Source organism: Candidatus Izemoplasma sp. (assembly GCF_982632705.1).
Genome location: NZ_CEXEES010000007.1, coordinates 24,246 through 48,742, shown reverse-complemented (window position 1 = coordinate 48,742; position 24,497 = coordinate 24,246). Strand labels below are relative to the sequence as shown.

The 24,497-nt window shown below is 33.3% G+C and carries 16 protein-coding genes; all 16 read left to right on the top strand.

The annotated features are described in order from the left end of the window. On the top strand, nucleotides 1-809 hold an 809-nt coding region (locus AC2LE6_RS01910; protein ID WP_484477547.1), incomplete at its 5' end, for a SufB/SufD family protein. Nucleotides 810-819: 10 nt separating this feature from the next. Further along, nucleotides 820-2,028, top strand: a complete 1,209-nt coding sequence (locus AC2LE6_RS01905; protein WP_484477546.1) for a SufS family cysteine desulfurase — start codon at nucleotides 820-822, stop codon at nucleotides 2,026-2,028. 9 nt (nucleotides 2,029-2,037) lie between these two features. Next, a complete protein-coding gene (sufU, locus tag AC2LE6_RS01900; RefSeq protein ID WP_484477545.1) occupies nucleotides 2,038-2,469 on the top strand; it encodes a Fe-S cluster assembly sulfur transfer protein SufU in 432 nt (143 codons plus the stop codon). A 7-nt stretch (nucleotides 2,470-2,476) separates the two neighbouring features. Beyond that, on the top strand, nucleotides 2,477-3,889 hold the full coding sequence (sufB, locus tag AC2LE6_RS01895) for a Fe-S cluster assembly protein SufB (protein ID WP_484477544.1): 1,413 nt from the start codon (nucleotides 2,477-2,479) through the stop codon (nucleotides 3,887-3,889). Nucleotides 3,890-4,096: 207 nt separating this feature from the next. After that, nucleotides 4,097-7,258: a cellobiose phosphorylase gene (locus AC2LE6_RS01890; protein ID WP_484477543.1), complete on the top strand. Its 3,162-nt coding sequence runs from the start codon at nucleotides 4,097-4,099 to the stop codon at nucleotides 7,256-7,258. Continuing rightward, nucleotides 7,255-8,571, top strand: a complete 1,317-nt coding sequence (locus AC2LE6_RS01885) for a glycoside hydrolase family 30 protein (RefSeq protein ID WP_484477542.1) — start codon at nucleotides 7,255-7,257, stop codon at nucleotides 8,569-8,571. The genes AC2LE6_RS01890 and AC2LE6_RS01885 overlap by 4 nt, the downstream gene beginning before the upstream one ends. Continuing rightward, nucleotides 8,571-9,578: a glycoside hydrolase family 5 protein gene (locus AC2LE6_RS01880; protein WP_484477541.1), complete on the top strand. Its 1,008-nt coding sequence runs from the start codon at nucleotides 8,571-8,573 to the stop codon at nucleotides 9,576-9,578. Before AC2LE6_RS01885 ends, AC2LE6_RS01880 begins: the two co-directional genes overlap by 1 nt. A gap of 292 nt (nucleotides 9,579-9,870) precedes the next feature. Then, nucleotides 9,871-11,508: an ABC transporter substrate-binding protein gene (locus tag AC2LE6_RS01875; protein ID WP_484477540.1), complete on the top strand. Its 1,638-nt coding sequence runs from the start codon at nucleotides 9,871-9,873 to the stop codon at nucleotides 11,506-11,508. A gap of 77 nt (nucleotides 11,509-11,585) precedes the next feature. Next, on the top strand, nucleotides 11,586-14,654 hold the full coding sequence (locus AC2LE6_RS01870) for an extracellular solute-binding protein (RefSeq protein ID WP_484477539.1): 3,069 nt from the start codon (nucleotides 11,586-11,588) through the stop codon (nucleotides 14,652-14,654). Between the two features lie 92 nt (nucleotides 14,655-14,746). After that, nucleotides 14,747-15,625, top strand: coding sequence for a carbohydrate ABC transporter permease (locus tag AC2LE6_RS01865; RefSeq protein ID WP_484477549.1), 879 nt, complete (start codon nucleotides 14,747-14,749; stop codon nucleotides 15,623-15,625). 10 nt (nucleotides 15,626-15,635) lie between these two features. Continuing rightward, the gene (locus AC2LE6_RS01860) at nucleotides 15,636-16,508 is read left to right on the top strand and encodes a carbohydrate ABC transporter permease (protein WP_484477538.1); all 873 of its coding nucleotides are present in this window, start codon (nucleotides 15,636-15,638) and stop codon (nucleotides 16,506-16,508) included. Next, on the top strand, nucleotides 16,508-18,613 hold the full coding sequence (locus AC2LE6_RS01855; protein WP_484477537.1) for a YIP1 family protein: 2,106 nt from the start codon (nucleotides 16,508-16,510) through the stop codon (nucleotides 18,611-18,613). The genes AC2LE6_RS01860 and AC2LE6_RS01855 overlap by 1 nt, the downstream gene beginning before the upstream one ends. Next, a complete protein-coding gene (locus AC2LE6_RS01850) occupies nucleotides 18,600-21,557 on the top strand; it encodes a DUF5696 domain-containing protein (RefSeq protein ID WP_484477536.1) in 2,958 nt (985 codons plus the stop codon). The genes AC2LE6_RS01855 and AC2LE6_RS01850 overlap by 14 nt, the downstream gene beginning before the upstream one ends. Before the next feature lie 11 nt (nucleotides 21,558-21,568). Beyond that, nucleotides 21,569-22,570 carry a carbohydrate ABC transporter permease gene (locus AC2LE6_RS01845; RefSeq protein WP_484477535.1) on the top strand — a complete coding sequence of 334 codons (1,002 nt, stop codon included), beginning with the start codon at nucleotides 21,569-21,571 and terminating at the stop codon, nucleotides 22,568-22,570. Further along, a complete protein-coding gene (locus AC2LE6_RS01840) occupies nucleotides 22,557-23,525 on the top strand; it encodes a carbohydrate ABC transporter permease (protein ID WP_484477534.1) in 969 nt (322 codons plus the stop codon). Before AC2LE6_RS01845 ends, AC2LE6_RS01840 begins: the two co-directional genes overlap by 14 nt. Then, the gene (locus AC2LE6_RS01835; RefSeq protein WP_484477533.1) at nucleotides 23,518-24,486 is read left to right on the top strand and encodes a glycoside hydrolase family 16 protein; all 969 of its coding nucleotides are present in this window, start codon (nucleotides 23,518-23,520) and stop codon (nucleotides 24,484-24,486) included. The genes AC2LE6_RS01840 and AC2LE6_RS01835 overlap by 8 nt, the downstream gene beginning before the upstream one ends. Nucleotides 24,487-24,497 lie beyond the last annotated feature (11 nt).

The window sequence follows — 24,497 nt, the reverse complement described above, 5'->3', positions numbered from 1 at the left end:
GACCAAATGAAGTGTACAAAAAATCACTGTTTGTGTTTTACGTACAAGAAAACGGTGAATTTGTTAATAACACAACTCTATTATTAAGCAAAAGCAGTGAATTCAATTACTTTGAATATCTATATAACACAGGTGAAACAAGTTATAACTTTGTTTCAAATAGTTTTGTTGGTGAAAACGCGAAACTAGTGTATGGTGGATTATCAAAGTTAAGTGAAAAAGCAATGGCTAGTATAACTAGAAATAGTTATGTAGATAGATATGGAAATAGTTCTTACAGTGTAGCTGAAATTAACGATGCTACAACTGACAGTAAAACGAACATGTTTTTACTACAAGAATTTGCATCTGCAACTTCAAAAACAGTAGCTATTACCAATAACAATCAAGAAGCTTCATTTAGACAATTAGTCGAACATAAAGCCAAAGATACAGAAGGTTATATCGAGAATTACGGTGTAGCTAACAATAATTCAACTCTTATATTCGAAGGTGTTGGAAAAATTAATAAAGATATGAAAAGAAGTACTGCTAGACAAAGTAATAAAGGTATTGTTTTAGGTGAAACATCGAGACTAGATGCAAACCCATTACTACTAATCGACGAGTTTGACGTTATTGCAAGTCATGGAGCAGCTATTGGTAAGATGGATGATGAACAATTATACTATCTCATGAGTAGAGGGCTAACTCTTAAAAATGCAGAGCGCTTAATTATCTCAGGATTCTTAAGTCCGGTATTAAAACTACTTCAATCTGAAGAACTTATTCAGGATTTCATTGAAACGGTAGAAAATAAAACATTGTAGGTGAAGTGCTATGGATATCAATAACATTAGAAAAGATTTTCCTATATTAGAAGATAAGACACTTGTATATTTAGATACAGCAGCATCAAGTCTAAAACCAATACAAGTAATAGATAAATTAGATGAATACTATAAAAAATATGGTGTAAATGTACATAGAGGTGTTTACAACTTAAGCTTTATTGCAACTGATCAATATGAAAAGGCAAGAAAGAAAGTTGCATCGTTCATTAACGCTACTTTTGATGAAATAGTATTTACCCGTGGAGCAAGTAGCGCTCTTAATCTAGTTGCTTCAAGTTATGGGTTAAATAATCTAACAAAAGAAGACGAAATTATTGTAACAGAACTGGAACATCATTCTCACGTTTTACCTTGGCAAAACGTAAGTAATATCACTGGTGCTAAACTAGTGTATCTTCCTCTAAATGAAGAAGGAAGAATTACTATTGAGAATTTTAAATCAGTTTTGACCGATAGAACAAAAGTAGTCGCAATTAATTATGTATCTAATGTTATGGGTTATATTTCGCCTGTCAAAGAAATCATCAAACTAGCTCACGAAAAAGGAGCTATAGTAAGTGTAGATGCAGCACAGGCTGCACCACACAAAAAAATAGATGTAATAGATTTAGACTGTGATTTCCTAGCGTTCAGCGGACATAAAATGTTAGGTCCGACGGGTATAGGAGTACTTTATGGTAAGAAACAGTTATTGGCTGAAATGCCTCCAATTGAGTTTGGTGGGGACATGAATGACAATGTTAACAAATATGATGCGTCTTGGAAAGATGCTCCATATAAATTTGAAACTGGGACACCCCCAATTGCGGAAGCACTTGGTTTAGGTGCCGCAATTGACTACTTGGAAAATATTGGACTAGATGAGATTCATAATTATGAAATTAAACTAAAGGATTATACAATTTCAAAACTTCTAGAAATAGAGGATATTGAGATTTATAATAAGACAACTGATACTGGAATAATTTCATTTAATATTAAAGGCGTTCATCCACATGATGCCATCACATTTTTCGATGGTGATAACATATGTATGAGAGCTGGGCATCACTGTGCACAATTGGTTATTAAATGGTTAGATGTTTTAGCAACATTGCGTGCAAGTTTTTATATTTACAATACTTTAGAAGAATGCGATAAATTTGTTTCAAGTGTGAAACAAGCTAGAGACTTCTTTAAAAGTGTAGGATTCTAGGAGGCTATTATGAACAATATGGAGATACTATACAGACAAGTAATAATGGATCATTATAAGAATCCTAGAAACAAAGGGTTAGTGCAAGATGATTTATATAAAACAATACACATTAAAAATCCAACTTGTGGTGATGATATTACAGTGCAAAGTAAAATAGTTAATGGTGTTGTTGAAGATGTAAAACATGATGGAACAGGATGTAGCATTTGTTGTAGTAGTGCAAGTGTTATGAGTGAAACATTAATGGGTAAGAATGTAGAAGATGCTACACAAATTAAAGATGCATATATCAATATGCTTACAAATAAAGAATACGATGAGGAAGTTGAACTAGAAGAAGCAATTGCTTATACTGGTGTTAGAAAATTTCCAGCACGTATTAAATGTGCCTCAATCGCTTGGAAAGCATTTGAAGGGACATTAGATGAAAGTGAGTGATCTCTAAATGAGTGAAAAAACTAAACAAGAAATTAATAACATAATTGGGGATTATAAGTTTGGATTTAAAACAGAGACAACAAGTGTTTTAGATACAGGTAAAGGAATAAGTGAAGATGTAGTTAGAGAGATTTCAAAAATCAAAGGTGAACCAGAATGGATGTTAGAATTCAGATTAAAAAGCTATGAGCGTTTTATATCTAGACCACAACCAACTTGGGGACCTGATTTAAGTGAAATAAACTTTGATGAAATAACGTATTATATAAAACCAAGTGCTAAATCAGAAGAAGACTGGGACGACGTACCTGAAGAGATAAAAGATACGTTTGAGAAGTTGGGAATTCCAGAAGCAGAGCAAAAGTTCTTAGCTGGAGTTAGTACTCAGTTTGAAAGTGAAGTAGTATACCATTCAACGATCAAAGAACTTGAAGATCAAGGAGTTATATTTACAGATACAGATACTGCACTTAGAGAATACCCAGAATTGTTTAAAGAATATTTTGGTAAAGTTGTACCATATACAGACAACAAGTATGCTGCATTAAACAGCGCTGTTTGGAGTGGTGGGAGCTTTATCTATGTACCACCAGGAGTACATGTTACAAAACCACTACAAAGTTATTTCCGTATCAATAGTGAACAAATGGGACAGTTCGAAAGAACACTTATTATTGTTGATGAAGGAGCAAGCGTTAACTATGTAGAAGGATGTACTGCCCCTGTTTATACCAAAGCAAGTTTACATGCTGCTATCGTAGAAATCTATGTTAAAAAAGGTGGATACTGTCGTTACAGCACTGTTCAAAACTGGGCTAACAATATTATTAACTTGGTGACAAAACGTTCACTAGTTGGTGAAGATGCTCATATGGAATGGATCGATGGAAACATCGGAAGTAAAATAAATATGAAATATCCTGCATGTATTCTAAAAGGTGATCGCGCTAAAGGGACTACAATTTCTATCGCATTCGCTGGAGAAGGTATGAACCAAGATACAGGTGCAAAAATGATTCATATTGGTAAAAATACAACATCTAAAATTATAAGTAAATCTATGAGTGCAAAAGGTGGAAGAGTAAACTACAGAGGAATCATTAGACATGAAAAAGGTGCCATTGGTGCTAAGAGTAATGTAGAGTGTGATACAATCATTCTCGATGATATTTCAGTAAGTGATACACTACCGTACAACATAGTAAAAAATAACCAAGCACAAGTACAACATGAAGCTACAGTATCTAAAGTGTCTGAAGAACAGTTATTCTACTTACAAAGTAGAGGACTTACAGAAGAGCAAGCTACTGAAATGATCATCATGGGATTCATTGAACCGTTCGCAAAAGAACTACCAATGGAGTACGCTGTAGAATTGAACCAACTCATCAAACTAGAGATGGAAGGTTCTATCGGATAAATAGCATAGTAAAAGGAATCCAAAGGATTCCTTTTTTTTTATGTAACGGCTTTCTTAATTATAAAATATCCGTTTTACTCATAATATACGAAAACGGTATTGTTATACGCTTACATTTGCGTTATACTATTTACGAAATCGTTTTAGTAATACCGTAGGTATTATTAAGGACCTTTTGCATGTTAAACAAATTATGAGGTGACTAAAATGAAGGAATATTACTTTAAAAATAAAGAGTTCGTAATTGAGAACTTCGCACAACAAAAGACTTTCAGCAGCTTTTTACCTGGTATGGCCGGTAAAAGAGGAATCCCACTATGGGCATTTTATGTTAATAGAGGTCAAGGAATTGTTTCGTTTGGTTTAGAAAATAAAGATAACCAAATATTAGAATTCTTCCCTGCTGTAACCGCATACCAAACAGTTGCAACAAATGGATTTAGAACGTTCGTTAAGATGAACGAAACTGTATATGAAATATTTGGTGAAAACAACGATAAAAAAGATACAAAAATGAAAATACAACGTGGTGAATTTTCTATTGAAGAAATCAACCACACTCTTGGATTGAAGCTTGAAGTAACGTACTTCGGATTACCAAACGAATCAATTGCTGCTCTTGTTAGAGAAGTAAGAATTACAAATTTAAATGATGAATCTGTAAACTTTGAGTTGGTGGATGGAGTTTCTCAATTACTTCCATATCAAACAGAGTACGGTAGTTTCAAATCAATGTCTAACCTGTTAAGAAGTTGGATGGAAGTGTATAGCTTAGAAAACAATGTTGGTTTCTACAGAATGAGATCATCGAGTGGAGATAGTGCAATAGTAAGTGATGTTGTGAAAGGAAACTTTTACGTATCGACATTTGAAGGTGAACTAGTAAAACCAATTGTAGACCAAAACTTAGTGTTTGGTTATGATACATCAAAAAGATTTGCTAGAAGATTTGAAAAAGAAAGTATTGAATCTATCAAACAAACCGATCAAGTTACGGCTAATAAAATACCAGTTGGATTTACAGGTGTTACAGTTGAACTTGAAAAAGGACAAACAAAAAGAATTAATACAATAATTGGGTCTGTCCATTCAGAAGAACATTTATTAAACATAGTTAATGAGATAACAAGTACTGAATATATTGATCAAAAGAGATTGGAAGCTAGTAGTGTTTTAGATGAAATGCTAGAAGATATTGAAACTGAAACTGCATTCCCAATTTTTGACGATTATATGAAGCAAAACTATTTAGATAACATTCTACGTGGAGGGTATCCAATGGTAATCAAAGGTGAGAATAAAAACTTTGTATATCATTTGTTCAGTAGAAGACATGGAGATTTAGAAAGAGATTATAACTATTTTAGTTTAGCTCCAGAATATTATTCACAAGGTAATGGTAATTTTAGAGATGTTTGTCAAAACAGACGTTCTGATGTTTTATTCAACAAAGATGTTGAAGATTTCAATATAAAAATGTTTGCATCATTTATTCAAGCAGATGGATATAATCCTCTGGGTATAAATGGTTCATCATTCGTTATAGAAAACAAGAAAACAATTGACAAGTTAACTAAGAATCTATTCAACGGTAATCAAGAAATGAAAAACATTCTATCTGGTAAATTTACTCCAGGTAGTGTAGTAAATACAATGTCTAACCTTAATATTGAAACTGATCTAACAGACGACGAGTTATTTGAAGTAGTATTTGCAAATGCAAAACAAATATTCGAAGCTGATTTCGGTGAAGGGTTCTGGATTGATCATTGGACTTATATCCTTGATTTGATCGAGAATTATCAAGGGGTATACCCAGATAAATTAAAAGAACAATTATTCAATGATTTATCATTCTCATATTACAACAGTCCAGTTCATGTTTTACCTAGATCTGAAAAGATTTATCAAAGAGCTGACGGTAAAATAAGAAGATATGATAGTGTGATTCATACTGACAACGAAAAAGTACAACGATTAGGTATGGACCCACATGGGACTAACTGGTTAAAAGATAACGATGGTATTGAAGTGAAAGCAAGTCTTTACTCAAAACTATTCGTATTAGCATTAAACAAAGTTGCTTCAATTGATCCATCAGGGATGGGAATTGAAATGGAAGCAAACAAACCAGGTTGGAACGATGCAATGAATGGTCTACCAGGACTATTCGGTAGTGGAGTTAGTGAGACAATTGAATTAAAAAGAGTTGCTCAATTCTTACAAGATAACTTCGATGCATCACAACATCTAGAATTAACAAACGAGTTTTTAGCTTTTGTTCAAGATATGAGAGAAGTATTTATTAACACATTCAATGACTTTGAGTATTGGGACAAAGCATCAACTGCAAAAGAGATTTATAGGGATAGAATTAGATTTGGTGTTTCTGGGGTTGAACGCTTGGCCTCTAAAGAACTATATGAAATTCTAGAGCTAATTAATAGAAAAATTGATTTAGCATTATCAAAATCATTAAGATATGGTGACGGTGTTTATCCAACATTCTTAGTTCATGAAGTTACAGAATATGAGCAAATTATGGAACACAATAAACCAAAAATTGGTAGATTTGGATTGCCACTTGTTAAACCATTGGAATTTAAAGTTAGAGCGTTACCTAATTACTTAGAGGCTCCAGCAAGAGCTTTAAAAGTAATGAAGAACGATCAACAGAAAAGAAACATGTTTGATAGAATTAAAATGTCAAACATATATGATCACGAATTACAGTTCTATAAAACATCTGAATTTTTAGATAATGAAACAAATGAAATAGGACGTGGAAGAAGCTTTACAAAAGGTTGGCAAGAACGTGAATCTAACTTCTTACACATGACATATAAATATTTAGTTGGTTTATTAAAAGCTGGATTATATAAAGAGTTCTATGAAGAAATAAAAACAAACTTAGTTTGTTTCATGGACCCAAAAGTATACGGAAGATCAACTCTAGAAAACTCAAGCTTTATTGCTACTAGTATAAATCCTGATCCCGAAGTTAGAGGACAGGGATGGGTTGCTAGATTATCAGGTAGTACTGCTGAAATGTTAAGTATATGGCAAATGATGATGTTTGGTAAAAAACCGTTTATTACAGAAGATGGTGAACTAAAACTTAATTTAAAACCTTTGATTGCAAAAGAATTCTTCAAAGATGATAAAGTTAGTTTTACATTCTTAGGACATACAAAAGTTATTTATGTTAATCCTCATAAACTTAACACTTATGATGATAGCTGTAGAATTATAGGATACTCATTTAACGGAAGCAACGGAATTATTGATGATGTTAAAGGAGTTCATGCAGAACAACTACGTAATGGTGAACTAGAAGAATTAACAGTTCATGTTCGAGGAGAGCAATGATGAAGAAATTAATTGTAACTGAGAAAAACTCAGATAAGAGATTTAATCAAGAAGGATTAATTGAATCAAACAAACAAGCCACTATGATCTTAGACACATCAACTACATATCAAGAAATGGTTGGATTTGGTGGTGCATTCACAGAAAGTGCTGCGTACAATTTAATCAGAATTAGTAAAGAAAAAAGAGAAGAAGCAATTAAAGCGTACTTCGATAAAGAAGAAGGACTTGGATACACTCTTGGTAGAGTAAGCATCCATGGTTGTGATTTCTCAATAAATAGTTATACATATATTGAAGAAGGTGACAAGGAATTAAAAACATTTGATATTTCACGAGATAAAGAATGGGTTATTCCGTTGATCAAGGATGCTGAAAAAGTTGCAGGAGAACCAATCCAAATACTTGCAAGTCCTTGGAGTCCACCAGCATTTATGAAAGATAACAACTCAATGATTTTTGGAGGTAAGTTATTACCTGAATACAGAGATGCTTGGGCGAAATACTATGTTAAATTCATCGAAGAATATAGAAAAGCTGAATGTACAATATGGGGTATTACAGTTCAAAATGAACCAGCCGCAGTACAAAGATGGGATTCATGTATTTACACTGCTGAAGAAGAAAGAGATTTCGTTAGAGATCACTTAGGTCCAGTAATGGAGAACAGTAGTGCAAAAGATGTAAAGATATTAATCTGGGATCACAATAGAGATATTATGGTTGATAGAGCAAAAACGGTTCTTGAGGATAAAGAAGCTGCGAAGTATGTATGGGGTACTGGTTTTCACTGGTATGTAAGTGAAGCGTTTGAAAATGTAGGAACAGTTCATGACATGTTCCCAGACAAAGGATTACTATTCACTGAAGGTTGCCAAGAAGGTGGTGTACACTTCAACAGTTGGGATACTGGAGAACGTTATGCTCGAAATATGATTGGTGATTTCAATAACTGGTGTCAAGGATATATCGACTGGAACTTATTCCTAGATAACACAGGTGGACCAAATCACGTAAATAATTTATGTGACGCACCAATTATCGTAGACATATTCCCACAAAATCTTATCAAACAAAGTAGTTACTATTATGTAGGACACTTTAGTAAGTATGTAAGACCAGGTTCATTTAGAATCGGGTTAGAGAACAACAATAAGGATTTACAAGCAGTTGCATTTAAAAACACAGATAATACAATTGCATTGATCGTATTAAATCAAACTGATAAACCGCATGAATATGTTGTTACATTAGATGGTAAAAACTACGAGATCAATATATCTGAAAACTCAATCAATACTGTCTTGCTGTAATGGATAAGATAAGAGGAGTTAACCTAGGTGGATGGTTCGTACTTGAACGCTGGATGACAAAAGAATTATTTAAAGATAATTCAGTTACTGGAAAAGATGAAACCAAATTCAATGAACAGGTTGCAAACAAAGAAGAAATATTGAATCATCATTATGAAACATTTATCACAAAAGATGATTTGATTTGGATAAAAGATAACGGACTAAACTTAGTAAGAATCCCCATCCCATGGTGGTTATATGGTGAGGGTGGATATCACAAAAGTATCGATTACATTGATAGAGCTCTTAAATGGTGTGAAGAACTTAAACTACCATTTATGTTAGATCTACATACTGCTCCAGGTTGTCAAAATGGTTTTGACAACGGGGGAATAGAAGGTGTACTTGATTGGCCAAAAAAGCAAGAATATATTGATAAAACAATAGAGATTCTTGTTCGAGTAACAGACAGGTATAAAGACAACGTTATGTTTGATAGTATTTGTGTATTAAACGAACCCTTCTTAACAATTGACAAAGCTATTGTGGATAAATTCTATATTGATAGTTATCATGCAATTAGAAAGGTTTCAAAAGATTTGACTATTGTTTTTCATGATTCATTCAGGTTAAAACAATGGGAAGAGTTCTTTAAAGAAAATATATTTCATAATGTAATCTTAGATGCTCATTTATATCAATGTTTTACAGAGTCATCTGGGAGGATGAATTTGGAGCAACATATAAATGCTGCATTATCGAGAAAAGATAGATTACAAAAAGTAAGCGCTTTTGTTGAAGTAATAGTAGGTGAATGGTCACTTGGTTTGCGTAAGAACGAGACCATTACAGATGAAACAATGAATGATGCTATGACAAAATATGCTCAAGCTCAGTTAGAGGGTATGAGAGAATGCAAAGGTCATACATTTTGGTCTTATAAGGTCACTGACGATAAAGGTGGATGGCATTTCAAATCCCTAATTGAAAATGGAATCATTAAGCTTGATGAATTCTTAAAATAACCATCAAGATACTGATAACTCAAAAAGAGTATTATATCGGTCCTAATGGGTCAATTACTATTGATGATTATACAAATCGACAAAGTTTTTATTCATAAGAGTTTAATATGAATCTGAACAGTAACATTTAAAAATTGGTATCAAACTAAATTTCTTTTGATGAAAATTAATCAAAAGAAAAATGTTTAATCTAGTCTATAAAAAATAGACTGATTGAACGGATCATTTAGGTTTTTATATATATCCCAGTAGAGGATAAATTTAAAATAATGAAATGGAGGAATTTCAGAACATGAAAAAATTATTATTAGTTTTATCGGCAATGGTTTTAGTTCTAGGATTAACTGCATGTGGTGGAGACAAAGATACACCACCTGTAGAAACTTATGACGGATTACCAACTGACGTAGAAGGTCGTATCGACATTATGCTTTGGAGTGGTAGTGGAACATACTTAGAAGATTTAGGTCATGCTGACATCGCAGACGATGAGTTAACAGCACAAAACGATGCTGCTGCTTATGCTGTAGCAAAGAAATTTAATGAGATATATCCAAACGTAGTTATTAATGTATTAGCTCACAAAGGTGATGCTTGGTCAGATGGAAAAATCTGGTCTCAAGAATTAAATACATATAAAGATGCGTACGGACAACATCCAACGATTTGGGCAACTATCGATTTACCTGGAGATATCGCAAATGGTATCGTTGCAGATTTATCTGTATTCAGTGCAGATCCAGTTTACAAATCAATGAATCCATCTATCATGCAAATGATGAGTTACAATGGATTCCAAGGTGGATTACCACAATATATCCTTCCTTGGGGAATCTTTGTTAATAAAGAGTTAGCTCTTTCTAAAAACTTAGATGTACCTGGATTTGATTGGGATATCGATGAATATACCGATTTCATCGGAAACCATGAAACAGACGTATATTATGGATCAATGGATACACCAATTCGTATTATTGAAACAGGAACTAATGACATCGCAAAATCATTATTTGAATATGATGGAACTGGTGACTTCGTAAACTTAAACAGTGATGAAGTACGTTCATTATTACCATATCTTGACGAGTGGAACGAACATGCTGTATGGGGTGGAGATTACACAGACCAATTCATGAGCGATAATGGATGGTGGAGTTATAACTTCTTTAAAAACGGTAAATTATTAACACTTGAAGGTGACCCATGGATGATGGGTGACTGTGCTCATCCAGATGAAGACTGGTGGGGAGCTTGTATCAGTGAAGATTGGGATATTTATCCACGTCCTTCAACTGATTTCGTTGACAACAATGTAGGAATCGTTTTAGATCCTATGGCTGTTTATAATCACTGTTTAGATGATGGAAACTTAGCTTGTTCTGCAGAAGAAGAGTTAAAAATTCAATTATCTTATACATTTGCATCATTCTGGATAGCTAGTACTGATAGCTGGAATGCACGTGCATCACAACAATTTATTGATGTTGAGTCACAAACGTATTCAAGTTCATTAAATGATAGTTTCCCTGTAACTACAGGTGACTTATTCAATGAACAAATGAATGTTTGGTATTCAGTACCTAAACATGCACGTTTTGCTGATGAATCAGTAATGCCTGGTTTCCACGAAGTTATTCGTATTTATGAAGAAGGGCAATTCTGGGATATCTCAGATAAATCATTCCCTTATTTCTATGACGATGATGGAACAAGAAGACCAAATATGGAAGAATGGAAATCATATTACAACTCAGAAATAAATGGTGGAGTTGAAAAAGGAGATTCAAACTTTATTGATACAATTCTAGGTAATTTAAGTACTTGGAATACACTATCAAATGAACGTTTTGCTGAATCTTGGGCAACTATGCTAGATGGTATGGATAGATATTATCCAGATCCAGAAGAAGAAGCAACGGAAACAGAATAACAAATAAAATTCTCACCTAATAGAGCACCCCACGTGGTGCTCTTGCTGGTGATTTACTCTTGTAAGGAGGATTTAACATGACTAGAAAAAGAATAATTAACCTAATACTTCTACTTATTGTAGCGACCATTGTAACTATTTACTTTGTCAATCCATTTGAACAAAGTGATTATGAAGCATGGAAAGAAGAAGTCACAGAAGCAGATTATTTAGAGGCACTTGCTTTGATAGAAAGCACAGTGGATCCAAACACTGCTAGATTTACTTATTATGATTATATTGAGGATGCAGTTATTGAATATGACTTACCATCTGTAGAAGGAACTTTAACGTCAACCCAAGCGACAAACACTCTAGGATACCCTGGTACTGATGTTGCTGTTTTGAATGTAGGTAACATTGTTACTTATGAAGTTGAAATCACTGAAAGCGGATATTATCATATTGATACTGATTACATCATTACATCCGAAGTTTTAAACAATATAACCGTAAGTGTTAGCATTGATAATTTAGATATAGATGATTTATTAGAGTCACCTATGTTTGATGATGCAAAAACAATCGACATTCCAATTATTTGGGAAGACGAAGAAGGGATTCGTGAAAACGGATATCTTTTAGACAAATATGGAGATGAAACACTTCCTGCTCAAAATGACATATCAGATGAAGAATGGAGAGCATTAGATTTATATAACAATACGTATACATCTAATATTCCTTTACTGTTTTATTTTGAAGAGGGAACCAATCAAATCACAATAGAAAATGTTTCTAATGGAGATGTTTTACTAGGTGATTTAGAAGTAAATCCCCCAGTATATGTTCCTACTTATGAAGAGTATTTACAAAATAATTACACAGAAGCAAGTTCATTCAACGTATTCATTAACGCTACTGAATACCTTGAAAAAAATTCATCATATGTAAGACTACTAGCTTATGGTAGTCCAAGTGTTGCACCATTTGATAGTGTGTATAAGAAATTAAACGTACTTGATGGAGAATCTTGGTATAAAGCAGGGCAAGAAGTTACATATGAAATGACAGTTCCTGAAGATGGATTGTATGATATTACAATGCATTACGCGAACTATAAATCAGACTTTGATGTTTTTAGAACAATTAAAATTGATGGTGAAGTTCCATTTGAGGAATTCATGAGTTATCAATTTGCTTATACAAGCACAGGTTGGGAAAATGAAACATTAAATGCTGATGGTGAAAACTTAAAAGTATTTTTAACTGCTGGTACTCACACAATTACAATTAGAGCAGATAAAGGTGAAGTTGCACAGTACTTAAGAGACATGCAATTAATGATTGATCACATCAATCAATTCGCATTAGAAATCATTAAAATTACAGGGAAAGATATAGATAGAAACAGAACGTGGAAACTAACAAATTATATCCCTGAAACACAAGAGTACTTAGAAGCATACGATACAATAGTTAAATACATGATCGTAAACTTAAGTGAGTATTCTGATAAATACGATTTATCAGCTAGTTTATCATATCTAAAAAAAGCAACGACCGAGTTTGAACGTATGCTTGAAGATCCTGATGAATTACCACTATATTTAAACAACTTATATAGTGGAAGTAGTAGTGTTACATTGCTACTTGGAGATAGCTTAGAAAATATTGGTAATCAAAACTTTTACTTAGATGGTTTCTATGTTTCAAATGATGATAATTATGAAGATCCAAACGCTTCATTCGTATCTAGATTTGGTAGTGGAATTCAAAGCTTTGTGAATAGTTTTACAAGTGATAAATTTAATATTGAAAACGACGAAGAAGCAATTGATGTATGGGTAAACAGACCAATTACATATGTAGATATTATGCAAAAGATGGTTGATGCTGATCCATATTTAATCGAACAAGGTATCAAAGTAAACATAAGTGTTATGCCTGATGCGAGTAAACTTATATTAGCGAACAGTGCTGGTAATACTCCAGATGTTGCACTTGGATTATTAAGCTATATGCCGTTTGATATGGCAATTCGTGGAGCGGTATATGATTTAACTACATTCGATGATTTCTGGGACTTCGCTGGTGACTGTGATCCAGGAGAAGTAGTTTGTGGAGATTTCGCACCTGGTGCATTAGTACCTTATATCTTAGATGATGGAGTGTATGCTATTCCTGAAACATTAGAGTTTCATGCACTGGTTTATCGTAAAGATGTATTCAATAGTTTAGGTTTGGAAGTTCCCAACACATGGGAAGATGTAATTAGTATCTTACCAACATTACAACGTTTCGATATGAACTTTTTCTATCCAACTTCTGGTGGAACCTCTCTTAAATGGTTCTATCAAACTGCACCACTAATTTATCAACATGGTGGTACGTTATACAATGAAGATGGAATTACAACAAACATTAATAGTGAGGAAAGTTTAGCAGGATTAAAACTGTTAGGAGATTTATATACGACGTATAGTCTTCCTCAACAAGTACCGATTTTCTATAACTCATTTAGATATAACAAGTTACCTATCGGAATTATAGATTTTGCTACATATATGCAACTAAAAAATGCAGCACCAGAATTAGTAGGACAATGGGAACTTGCTTTATACCCAGGTATCTACAGTGAAGATTCTAATGCTGATGATAATATTGAGCGCTGGTATATCGGAAACGGTACAGGTGGATCTATGTTTAAAAACACAACAAAACCTGAAGAATCTTGGGAGTTTATGAAATGGTGGATGAGTGTAGATACGCAAACTGAGTTTGCTGTTACATTGCAATCAACTTATGGACCTGAATTCTTATGGTTATCAGGAAATCAAACTGCTGTACAACAATCACCAATAGACAATAAAGATAAGGCAGTTATCTTTGAAATGTTTACTTGGTTACGTGATGTTCCAAGAACGCCGGGACAATATATGCTAGAACGTGGATTAAGTGATATATGGAATACAGTTACATTTGATAGCACTCCAGTACGTGTCGCAGTTGATGAACAAGTAATTAATATCAATCGTGAGATTGAACGTAAAATGATTGAATTTGGTTACTTAGATAATGAAGGTAATGTATTAAAACCGTATACAATCAGAGATGTTGATTGGATCCAAGAGCAGATGGATGATGCGAAAGAAGGTGACAATTAATGGCTAAAGTAGACTTAAGCAGTATGACCGCAGACGAAAGACAATTACATCAATTTAAAGTTGAGAGTGAACGTTCTAAGCGTCGCGAGAAAATGTCAACTGCGTTATTAGTTACTCCTTATATTCTATTATTTACAACATTTATTGTTGTTCCAATTATAGTCGCATGGGGATTATCATTAACTCACTTTGATTTAATACAAGCACCAAGACTTACAGAACCATTTGGAATGTTTAACTATGTAATGTTAATTACTCAAGATGAAAACTTCTTGAAGTTTGTAATTCCAAATACAATAAAATTCGCAGTTATCGTTGGTCCAGGAGGATACATTTTATCATTCATAATGGCATGGATGCTATCACAGATTCAAGCAGGACCTCGTAAAATAATTAGTTTGGCACTATACACTCCATCTATGGTTGGGGGAGTATTTATTAGTGTTGTATGGAGAACCGTATTCAGTGGAGATGTTGATGGATACTTGAATGCAATTCTATTAAACTCAGGTATGATAGATGAAGCAATTCAGTTCTTACAAAGCCCAGATTACTTACTAAACATTATGATTTTTGTATCATTATGGAGTTCAATGGGTATTGGTTTCTTAGCAATGTTAGCGGGGTTATTAAATGTTGATAAAACATTATATGAAGCAGCATATGTTGATGGAATCAAAAATAGATTCCAAGAAATTATTTATATAACAATTCCTCAGATGAAACCACAAATGCTCTTTGGAGCAGTTATGGCAATCGTTGGAGCATTTAATGCAGGATACATAGGGGTCGCCCTCTCGGGAGCGAATCCAACCCCACAGTATTCAGGTCAATTGATTATAAATCATATTGATGATTTTGGTTTTATAAGATATGAGATGGGATATGCAGCAGCAATCAGTGTAATACTATTATTAGTAATCGCTGGATTTAGTACTGTAGCATACGCATTATTCGGAGAGAAAGATTAGGAGGTAAACTATGGCAATTAAAGCAATGAATGTCAATCCAAAGTTTTTTGGCAGAAATCAGATTAAGTTTTATTTAATACTTGTACCTATGGCTATATTTATGCTTCTACCTGTGGTTTATATCTTCAGTCAGGCATTTAAACCTCTTGATGAGTTATTCATGTTCCCACCAAGATTTTTGGTACAAAAACCAACTTTTGAAAACTTTACTAGATTATTTAGAGCAGCTTCTGGAACCGGTGTTCCAATGGCTAGATATCTATTTAACTCAGTATGGATTACAATATTAACAATCTTTACAACAATAATCATTACAACAGCAACAGCATATGCATTAAGTAAAAAAGAGTTTAGACTTAAGAAATTCATGTTTAAAGTTAATCAAACTGCATTAATGTTCGTAGCTGTAGCAGTAGCAATCCCTCGTTATTTAATCGTTGACGGGTTAGGGTTTACTGATACTGGGTGGGTTCACTTTATACCATACTTAGCAATGCCAGTAGGATTATTCTTAGTAAAACAGTTTATTGATCAGGTACCAGATGAATTAATTGAAGCAGCAAAAATAGATGGTGCAAACGATAGACATATATTATTCAAAATAATTATTCCGCTGATTAAACCAGCGTTAGCAACAGTAGCAATACTAACATTCCAGTTTATCTGGAATAGTACTGAAAGTAGTAATATTTATATAATTACAGAAACGAAAAAAACATTCGCCTTTTACCTAACAACGTTATCTTCACAAGCTGCGGTAAGTATCGCAGGAGCAGGAATGGCAGCTGCCGCAGGGTTAATTATGTTCCTTCCTAACTTAGTAATCTTCATTGTAATGCAAAGCAACGTTATGGATACAATGAGTCACTCAGGTATTAAATAATGAAGAGAATATACAAGTATTTAATCGTAACGTTATTGTTAGTTGTAGGATATGTAAGTGTACACAGTATTGGTGCGAGTAGCGCAACTACAAATACATTTGCTATTGATAGAAAAGGCCGATTCGTAATTACACAAACAGCATATTTACCAGATCAAACGTTTTTAGATTTTGATGTTGATAACTTTGTAGATTTAGGATTAGATGAAGAGTTCTTAGCTCTTGATGGTCCTGAGGATATGTTTATAGATCAATTTGATAATATCTATATTGTTGATACTGGAAATGCAAGGATTGTTGTATACAATCCAGAAACAAATGAGATAATAGACATCTTTGATAATGAAGAGTTTGGCACTCCAAAAGGAATATTTGTAACAGATGAACATATTTATTTAGCTGATACTTCAGCGGGGTTCATCGATGTTGAAGGTAATTCTGATGGTAGTGGTAGTATCTTCAAATTAGATTTAGATGGAAACATAGTTGATAGATTTTACAAACCAACTTCAGCAAGTTTTGGACAAGAAGTTTTTGCTCCTAAAAAAGTTGCAGTAGATTCACAAGGTGGTATGTATATCGTTGCTGAAGGTATCTTTGATGGTATTGTTCAGTTATCACAAAATGGTGAGTTCCTAGGTTACTTTACGAGAAACCTAGTTCAACTTACTGCACGACAACGTCTAGAGAATTTATTGTTCAGTGATGAACAATTAGAAGATGTTGTAGATAGAAATCCAACTAGTTTTAGTAATGTGTACGTTGATATGAATGGTATCAAATATACAACTAGTCATGGAGAAGACATATCTAACCTAAAGAAACACAATACAGACGGTTCTAGTAGTATTGATACAAACTGGGGATTTGATATGGCATTGGTTGATGTCTATACAGATTCACAAGGTATCATTTACGCTGCCAGTGATCTTGGATATATTTATGTATTAACAAGCGATGGACAATTCATTTTCGGTTTTGGTACTGAAAGTGAAGATGATATTGTTGGTTTCTATAATAGACTATCAAGTATAGCTGTTGATAGTGATGGGACTGTATGGACTTTGGATTCTGAATCTGCAGTTCTTCAGAGTTATACACCAACAGATTATTCAAGTAGAATATATAAAGCTTTAACATTGTATAAAGATGGAAAATATTCAGAGGCAGTTATTGAATGGGAAGAAGTACTTAAGTTAAATCAATTAAGTGTTTTGGCTCATAATGAAATTGGACGTAACTTGTATAGCCAAGGGTATTATGAAGAAGCAATGGAACATTTCATTCTTTCAGGAAACAGATTACTTTATAGTGAGAGTTTCTGGGAAGTTAGAAATGATAGAATGCAGGAAAATCTTCCCGTAACAATGATTATATTGTTTACTGTACTTGTTGCATATCAAGCTGTGAAACGTACAAATAAGAGATATGGATATCTTGATAAACCGAAAGCTAGAATAAAGAAATTTACAGATATAAGAATTGTAAATGATATCTTGTTCATGTTCTCGTTTGTTAAACATCCTTTAGATAGTTTCTACTATTTAAAACGAAAAGAAAAAGGTAGTTATAAAGGTGCAACCATTATATTCTTAATGTTCTTTGCGACTTATATGTTATACACAACAAGTAAAGGATTTATATATCAATTTGTTGAACCAAGTGATTTAGACTTAGGTAGTTTGATTTTAGGGTTCTACAGTATATTCTTCTTGTTTATTATAAGTAACTATTTAGTGACATCAATCAATGATGGTGAAGGTAGTATCGGTGAAGTATACAAAGGGGTTATTTATAGTCTAATGCCTCTTATGTTAGCAATGCTAGCGACTACATTCTTATCACATCAATTGACATATGATGAGGTTATAATCTTAGATTTAATAATGAATTTCGGTATGGTTGGTACAGGTTTATTTATATTCCTTGCTGTGCAGGAATTACATAATTATACAATTAGAGAAACGATTAAAAGTTTCTTGATGACATTTGTATTTATGTTAATTGTTGCTGTACTATTTGCATTCATTCAAATTATGGGAGACCAATTATTACAATTTATTATTGCATTATTTGAGGAGGCGATTCGTAATGTATTCACTTAAAAGCCACGGATTTAAATTACTTATTGCTATCATGGCAATTGCTTCCTTTATGAGTGTTAGAGGAGTGTATACCTCAACTCCAAGAGACACTGCACCTGCACCTGAAGTTCTTGTTTATTTAGATGAAGAACCAGGTGGACAAGCTGTATACGAAAATGCTAATTTCAAATACTGGATTGATGAAGAAAGAGATATCATTCATGTATATGATAAAAGAAATGGATACACTTGGAAAACAGGGTTAGATTTACCATTTAACACAGATATTAAAGATGCTTGTAAAGATATGGAAGATGAGTTTGAAGATCAATTCAAAGCAGTTGATATTGATAGCGAAGATCCATTATTAGACAAGTACGATGATATATTTATGACTAGAGTTGATGGATTAAGTAACGCAGATGTATTTACTTACACAGGTGTACTTGAAGTTCGTTCTAGAGATATGGTTGCAGAGTATGATGATGGTGATGGTAACATGACACCAGCCACTAAAGAGGACTTACAAGTTTATTTTGAGGGGTTGACATTAGAAACTGGAACTACGTATCAAATTAGTTACTCATTGAATAGTAATGGTGAAAGAGATTTTGAATTGGTTGTTGGTTCTGAATTTGCTGAAGTAATAACTTCATTAGATCAAACAAACAGTGATATGATCGAATACACTTATACGTTTACACAATCAGTAACTGAAACAGATGTACAATTATTATTCAATTTAGGATATTTTGATACTTCTACTGAAATGGATGTTAGATTTAGAATTGATAATGTTAAGATTGAGGAATTCGATGGAGTAGATCCAATTGAAGGAACTGATCAAATTCTAGTTGGACATTTTGATATCGCAGAAGAAGAATACGATATTACAGTTGATGAATTACTAGATGTTTGTATTCCGTTAGAAGAAAGAATGAACGAACCATATACTGCATTTGCGAACAGTTTAGTTTCAATCGAATACTATAACAGTAAATACAGTCCATTCTATGCATCTTCAGGAATGAAAAACGAAGCAGGAGATCCAGCGGTTGTTCAATCAAACTTTGGTAAGATTGCATCAGATGGTTCTGAGTGGGTATTAGAAGTTGATTTTATCGATCAAGAGATTGAATTAAAACTATATATTTCATTTACTGAATCAGGTATCGAATATGATTTAGATAATGATGATATAACAGGTGATGGTATCGGTTCACTTGCTGGTGTAATCATAGCTCCTTTCCAAGGAGCAAGTGGTGGGGCAAAAGAATCATATGATGCATCTGATGTTTATGATGTTGGATATTCAGATGAAATCGTATTTAATGATCCAATTCCAGGGTATGTTTTAGTACCTGAAGGTTCAGGAACATTAGTGAGATTCAATGATTACAATATCAAATTAGATAAGTTAAGAATTGATTCTTATGGTGAAAACCCTACACAAAATGGATTCTTTAGATCTATTCAACAAGAGTATATTGACTTTAAAACTTTATCATTACCTTTGTTTGGTATTTCACACGGAAATAACCAAGCAGGATTTGTTGCATACGCGACAAGTGGTGATGAGTATATGACATTAGAAATATGGCCAGAAGAACATATTACGTATTATACAAATGCCTTTGCAAGGTTTGAGTATAATGCTCCTTACTTCCAAATCTATAATAGAGCTGGTGAAGGGAACACACAACTTCAAACTGAGAAGAATGACTTTGATATTCATTTAGTATATGAATATTTAGATGGAACATCAACTGAAGGAGAGCGTGCAGATTATGTTGGTATGGCTCTGAAATATCGTGAGTACTTGTTTGGAAATGAAAGTGCAACTTACGACTATGAAGATATTCCTATTCGCTTAGATTTCTTAATGAGTGATAGTGAAAAATCTCTAATCGGTTACCAAAATCAAGTTACTACAACAACAGACGGTGTTGATAAAATACTATCTGATGTGTTAGATAAAGGTATTACAAACATCAATTCAGGATTACTTGGTTGGAATGATGGTGGAATGTCACTTGGAGATCCTCGTGATGTAGATTTCTCAAGCGACATTGGTCGTAAAAGAGAATTTGAAGACCTGATTGACGAGTATAATGATCTTGGTGTAGATCTTAGTTTCAGTCAAAATTATTTTGTTATTAATGATGAAATGATGAGACATCAAGGAAACGCAGCGAAACATACAACAGGATGGTATTCAACTAAGTTCATTTGGGATTACAATTTAGATCAAATCTATTATGCTAGTCCAGAGAAATCAATTGAGTGGTTATTAGAACAATCTGATGAGTTCAATGATTTCAATGTATCATCTTACACAGTTACAGGGATTACTAATAACTTAATTAGTGACTACAATGTTGATATGTTACGTAATGATGCAAAAGATTATATTGTGAATGGATTTAGTAAACTAGATTCAGATGTTCTGCTAAATGCATATCAACCAAATGCATATTTACTTGACTATGTAGATAGATATCTACAAGCTCCTGTATATGGTACACAGTATTTAATTGAAACAGATACAGTTCCATTCTTACAACTTGTTCTACAAGGACAAATGGAAGTATATGGACCTTACGCAAACTTTAGTTTCTACACACAATCAGACATTCTAAGAATGGTTGATTATAATGTATATCCTTCGTTTGTATTAACAGATAGACCAGCACATTTATTAACTGATACATTAAGTAGAAATTATTATTCTACAGAGTATTCATTGTATGAAGATTTAATCCAAGAATTATATGCGGAAGTGAATGATGCACTGAAGCATACAATAAATTACTCTTGGGTAAATAGAGAAGTCCTAGCTCCTGGTGTAATCGTAAACACATATGAAAACGGTACTGATACAGTACAAATAGTTATTAACTACACAGATGACCAATATGATTATAATGGTGAAACAGTTGAACCTGTTTCATACATGGTAGATTAGGAGGATATGATATGGCTAAACAATTAACTGATAAGCAAATTATCAAGGTCCTTCAAAAAGGTCAAAATTCAAATGGTCCAGCGTATTTATTCTTATTACCTTGGCTAATTGGATTCATCTTGTTTACAATCATCCCGTTCCTATCAACAATAGTTCTAAGTTTCTATAAAGTAGAACGTGGTGGACTTGGGTATGAGTTTACTCCACATAAACTAGGAAATTATGTAAAAGCATTATTTGAAAACAAAGAGTTCGTTCCATCATTAATAAACTTCGTGTTTGTTGAACTTACTTATGTTCCAACTATTATTATTCTATCTTTTATATTAGCGATACTACTTAATAGAAAAATTAAATTTAGAGTAGGATTTAGAACAATATTCTTCTTACCAGTAATTATATTATCTGGTTCAGTAATGGACAGATTTGTTAATGTTGGTGCGAATGAATTACAAGATTTCAGAACCAATGTAATCTTTCAAATGTTATATGGTTACTCTGAATTAGCAGCAAATTTAATGTTACAATTATTTAATAACTTCACTATGGTTTTATGGTTTACAGGTATCCCGATAATTCTATTTATTAATGGGCTCCAAAAAATCAACAGATCATTGTTTGAAGCAGCAAAAATTGATGGAGCAACCGGTTGGCAAATTCTATGGAAAATTACCATTCCAATTATCAAACCAACTGCATTAATCGTTACGATATTCACTATCGTTCAAATCGGTTTATATGACATTCCTCCATTATTTGGATTGGCTACAAGATCTGTGTTTAGCTTGATTAGAGAGCAAATGTACAATACAGCAAACGGTCTTGGTTTGGCTAGTGCATATACATTGATTTATACATTAATCGTATTCGCGTTTGTTGGAGTTGCAATGTTTATCTTTGCAGACCGTTCAGGAAAACAAGAAATCAAACTGACTTCAATTCAACGTAAAGCATACCAAAAAATGATTGCAAATTCTGGACAAGCGGAGGTGGAAGACGATGAAACTAATTAAGCGTATTCTAAACTTCTTCAATACAAGTGCGAAGTATACAATCAGAAAACGTAACAAGATTACTAAAGTATTAGGAACAATCGTAATCTACTTACTACTTATTACAACAGCGTATGTATTCTTATATCCATTTATCAGAATGATTTCTTATTCATTAATGTCATCACCTGATATCGTTAATCCAGATGTAAACTGGATTCCTACAAGACTATATTTTGGAAACTTTGAAGCAAGTATGTTTGTTTTAAAAGGATGGGAAGCAACGTACAATAGTATGTGGTTCTCAACGACGCTGGCTGTTGCACAAACATTTGTTAGTGCAATGACAGGTTATGCATTTGCAAGATATAACTTCACAATGAAAAAAACATTATTTACTTTGATCTTAATTTCATTCATAATCCCAGTTCCAATAATTCTTGGACCTAGATACATTATGTTTGTTGAAGCAACTAGATTAACAGGAGTCCAGTTTGTTAATACTGTATATCCTCAATTACTATTTGCATTCTTAGGACAAGGTGTTAACTCTGCAATACTAATCTTAATCTTCTATAATTTCTTTAGAATGATCCCGAATCAATTATTTGAGGCATCGAGAATCGATGGGGCAAATGGTTGGCAACAATTCTGGCATATCACTGTGAAGATGAGTTTAAGTACTATTGTTGTAGTATTCTTATTCAGTTTCGTTTGGAACTGGAACGAGATGTATGTCACCAATATGTTTGCCCAGCAAAGTATTATATTAATGCCAAGGCAACTTGCAATCTTTGATGGATTATTCAGAGCTCCAGAAACGAGCGGTGGAAATCCTGCAGGTACAAACTTATTAAGTGAGGCATACAAAATGTCAGCAACATTCATTTCAATGATTCCTCTATTTGTTATTTATGGACTAGCACAAAGACAGTTCATAGAAGGTATCGAAAATACAGGAATAACTGGTGAGTAAATTAAAAAAACTTGTAACTGTAACGCTAGTTTTATCACTAGCGTTACTGACAAGTTGTGCAAAACCAGAAGAACAAATCATTGTGGAATGTTTAGAAGGCTTTATTCAAGAAGGAACAGGTTGTATGCCTGATCCTGATTATATTGATTTAGATGCATGTCACGGTTCGTACTATACCTATGATGAAGAAGAAGTTTTGAATAATATGGAGTTAGTATGGAGTGATGAATTTGATGGGACAGAACTTAATTTAGATAACTGGAAAGTATCTGATACTTCTTATGGTGGAGGTAACAATGAGTTACAATACTACCATCCAGATAACATAACTGTAAGTGATGGAACATTAAAGATAACTGCATTAAACGAAACATACAGTAACAGAGACTATACTTCAGGAAAAATTGATTCTAAGTATGGATTTTCATTTACATATGGAGTTGTTGAAGTAAAAGCAAAAGCTCCGACAGGTGTAGGAACATGGGCAGCAGCATGGATGATGCCCACTACAAGTCACTACGGTGGCTGGCCTGATAGTGGTGAGATAGATATTATGGAATATGTTGGATATGATCCTCTTAAGATGCATTCAACTATCCATACTGATCTATATAATCACAAAAGCGGATCACAAAAAGGAAGCGCAAAAAATGTAGATAATCTAGATACAGAGTTTCATGTTTATAGATTAGAATGGCTTCCAGAATCAATAACGTTTTACGTGGACGATGAATATGTGTACAAATTCAGTCCTGGACAATTTCAATCATGTCCAAACGATAGACAATGGCCATTTGATAGAGATTTCTATTTAATACTAAATCTTGCTATCGGTGGAGATTGGGGTGGGGCACAAGGAATTGATGACTCTATATTCCCAACAATTTTTGAAATTGATTACGTTAGGGTTTATCAAGCTGCTGAGCTAGAAGATATTGAACAAACAGTAGACCCAAGTTAATCTTGGGTCTT

Coding starts and splice junctions, on each gene's coding strand:
- AC2LE6_RS01840 (WP_484477534.1), top strand. CDS start 22,557: ATGAAACTAATTAAGCGTATTCTAAACTTCTTCAATACAAGTGCGAAG.
- AC2LE6_RS01855 (WP_484477537.1), top strand. CDS start 16,508: ATGAAGAGAATATACAAGTATTTAATCGTAACGTTATTGTTAGTTGTA.
- AC2LE6_RS01885 (WP_484477542.1), top strand. CDS start 7,255: ATGATGAAGAAATTAATTGTAACTGAGAAAAACTCAGATAAGAGATTT.
- AC2LE6_RS01905 (WP_484477546.1), top strand. CDS start 820: ATGGATATCAATAACATTAGAAAAGATTTTCCTATATTAGAAGATAAG.
- sufB (WP_484477544.1), top strand. CDS start 2,477: ATGAGTGAAAAAACTAAACAAGAAATTAATAACATAATTGGGGATTAT.
- sufU (WP_484477545.1), top strand. CDS start 2,038: ATGAACAATATGGAGATACTATACAGACAAGTAATAATGGATCATTAT.
- AC2LE6_RS01845 (WP_484477535.1), top strand. CDS start 21,569: ATGGCTAAACAATTAACTGATAAGCAAATTATCAAGGTCCTTCAAAAA.
- AC2LE6_RS01870 (WP_484477539.1), top strand. CDS start 11,586: ATGACTAGAAAAAGAATAATTAACCTAATACTTCTACTTATTGTAGCG.
- AC2LE6_RS01875 (WP_484477540.1), top strand. CDS start 9,871: ATGAAAAAATTATTATTAGTTTTATCGGCAATGGTTTTAGTTCTAGGA.
- AC2LE6_RS01865 (WP_484477549.1), top strand. CDS start 14,747: ATGTCAACTGCGTTATTAGTTACTCCTTATATTCTATTATTTACAACA.
- AC2LE6_RS01890 (WP_484477543.1), top strand. CDS start 4,097: ATGAAGGAATATTACTTTAAAAATAAAGAGTTCGTAATTGAGAACTTC.
- AC2LE6_RS01880 (WP_484477541.1), top strand. CDS start 8,571: ATGGATAAGATAAGAGGAGTTAACCTAGGTGGATGGTTCGTACTTGAA.
- AC2LE6_RS01850 (WP_484477536.1), top strand. CDS start 18,600: ATGTATTCACTTAAAAGCCACGGATTTAAATTACTTATTGCTATCATG.
- AC2LE6_RS01860 (WP_484477538.1), top strand. CDS start 15,636: ATGGCAATTAAAGCAATGAATGTCAATCCAAAGTTTTTTGGCAGAAAT.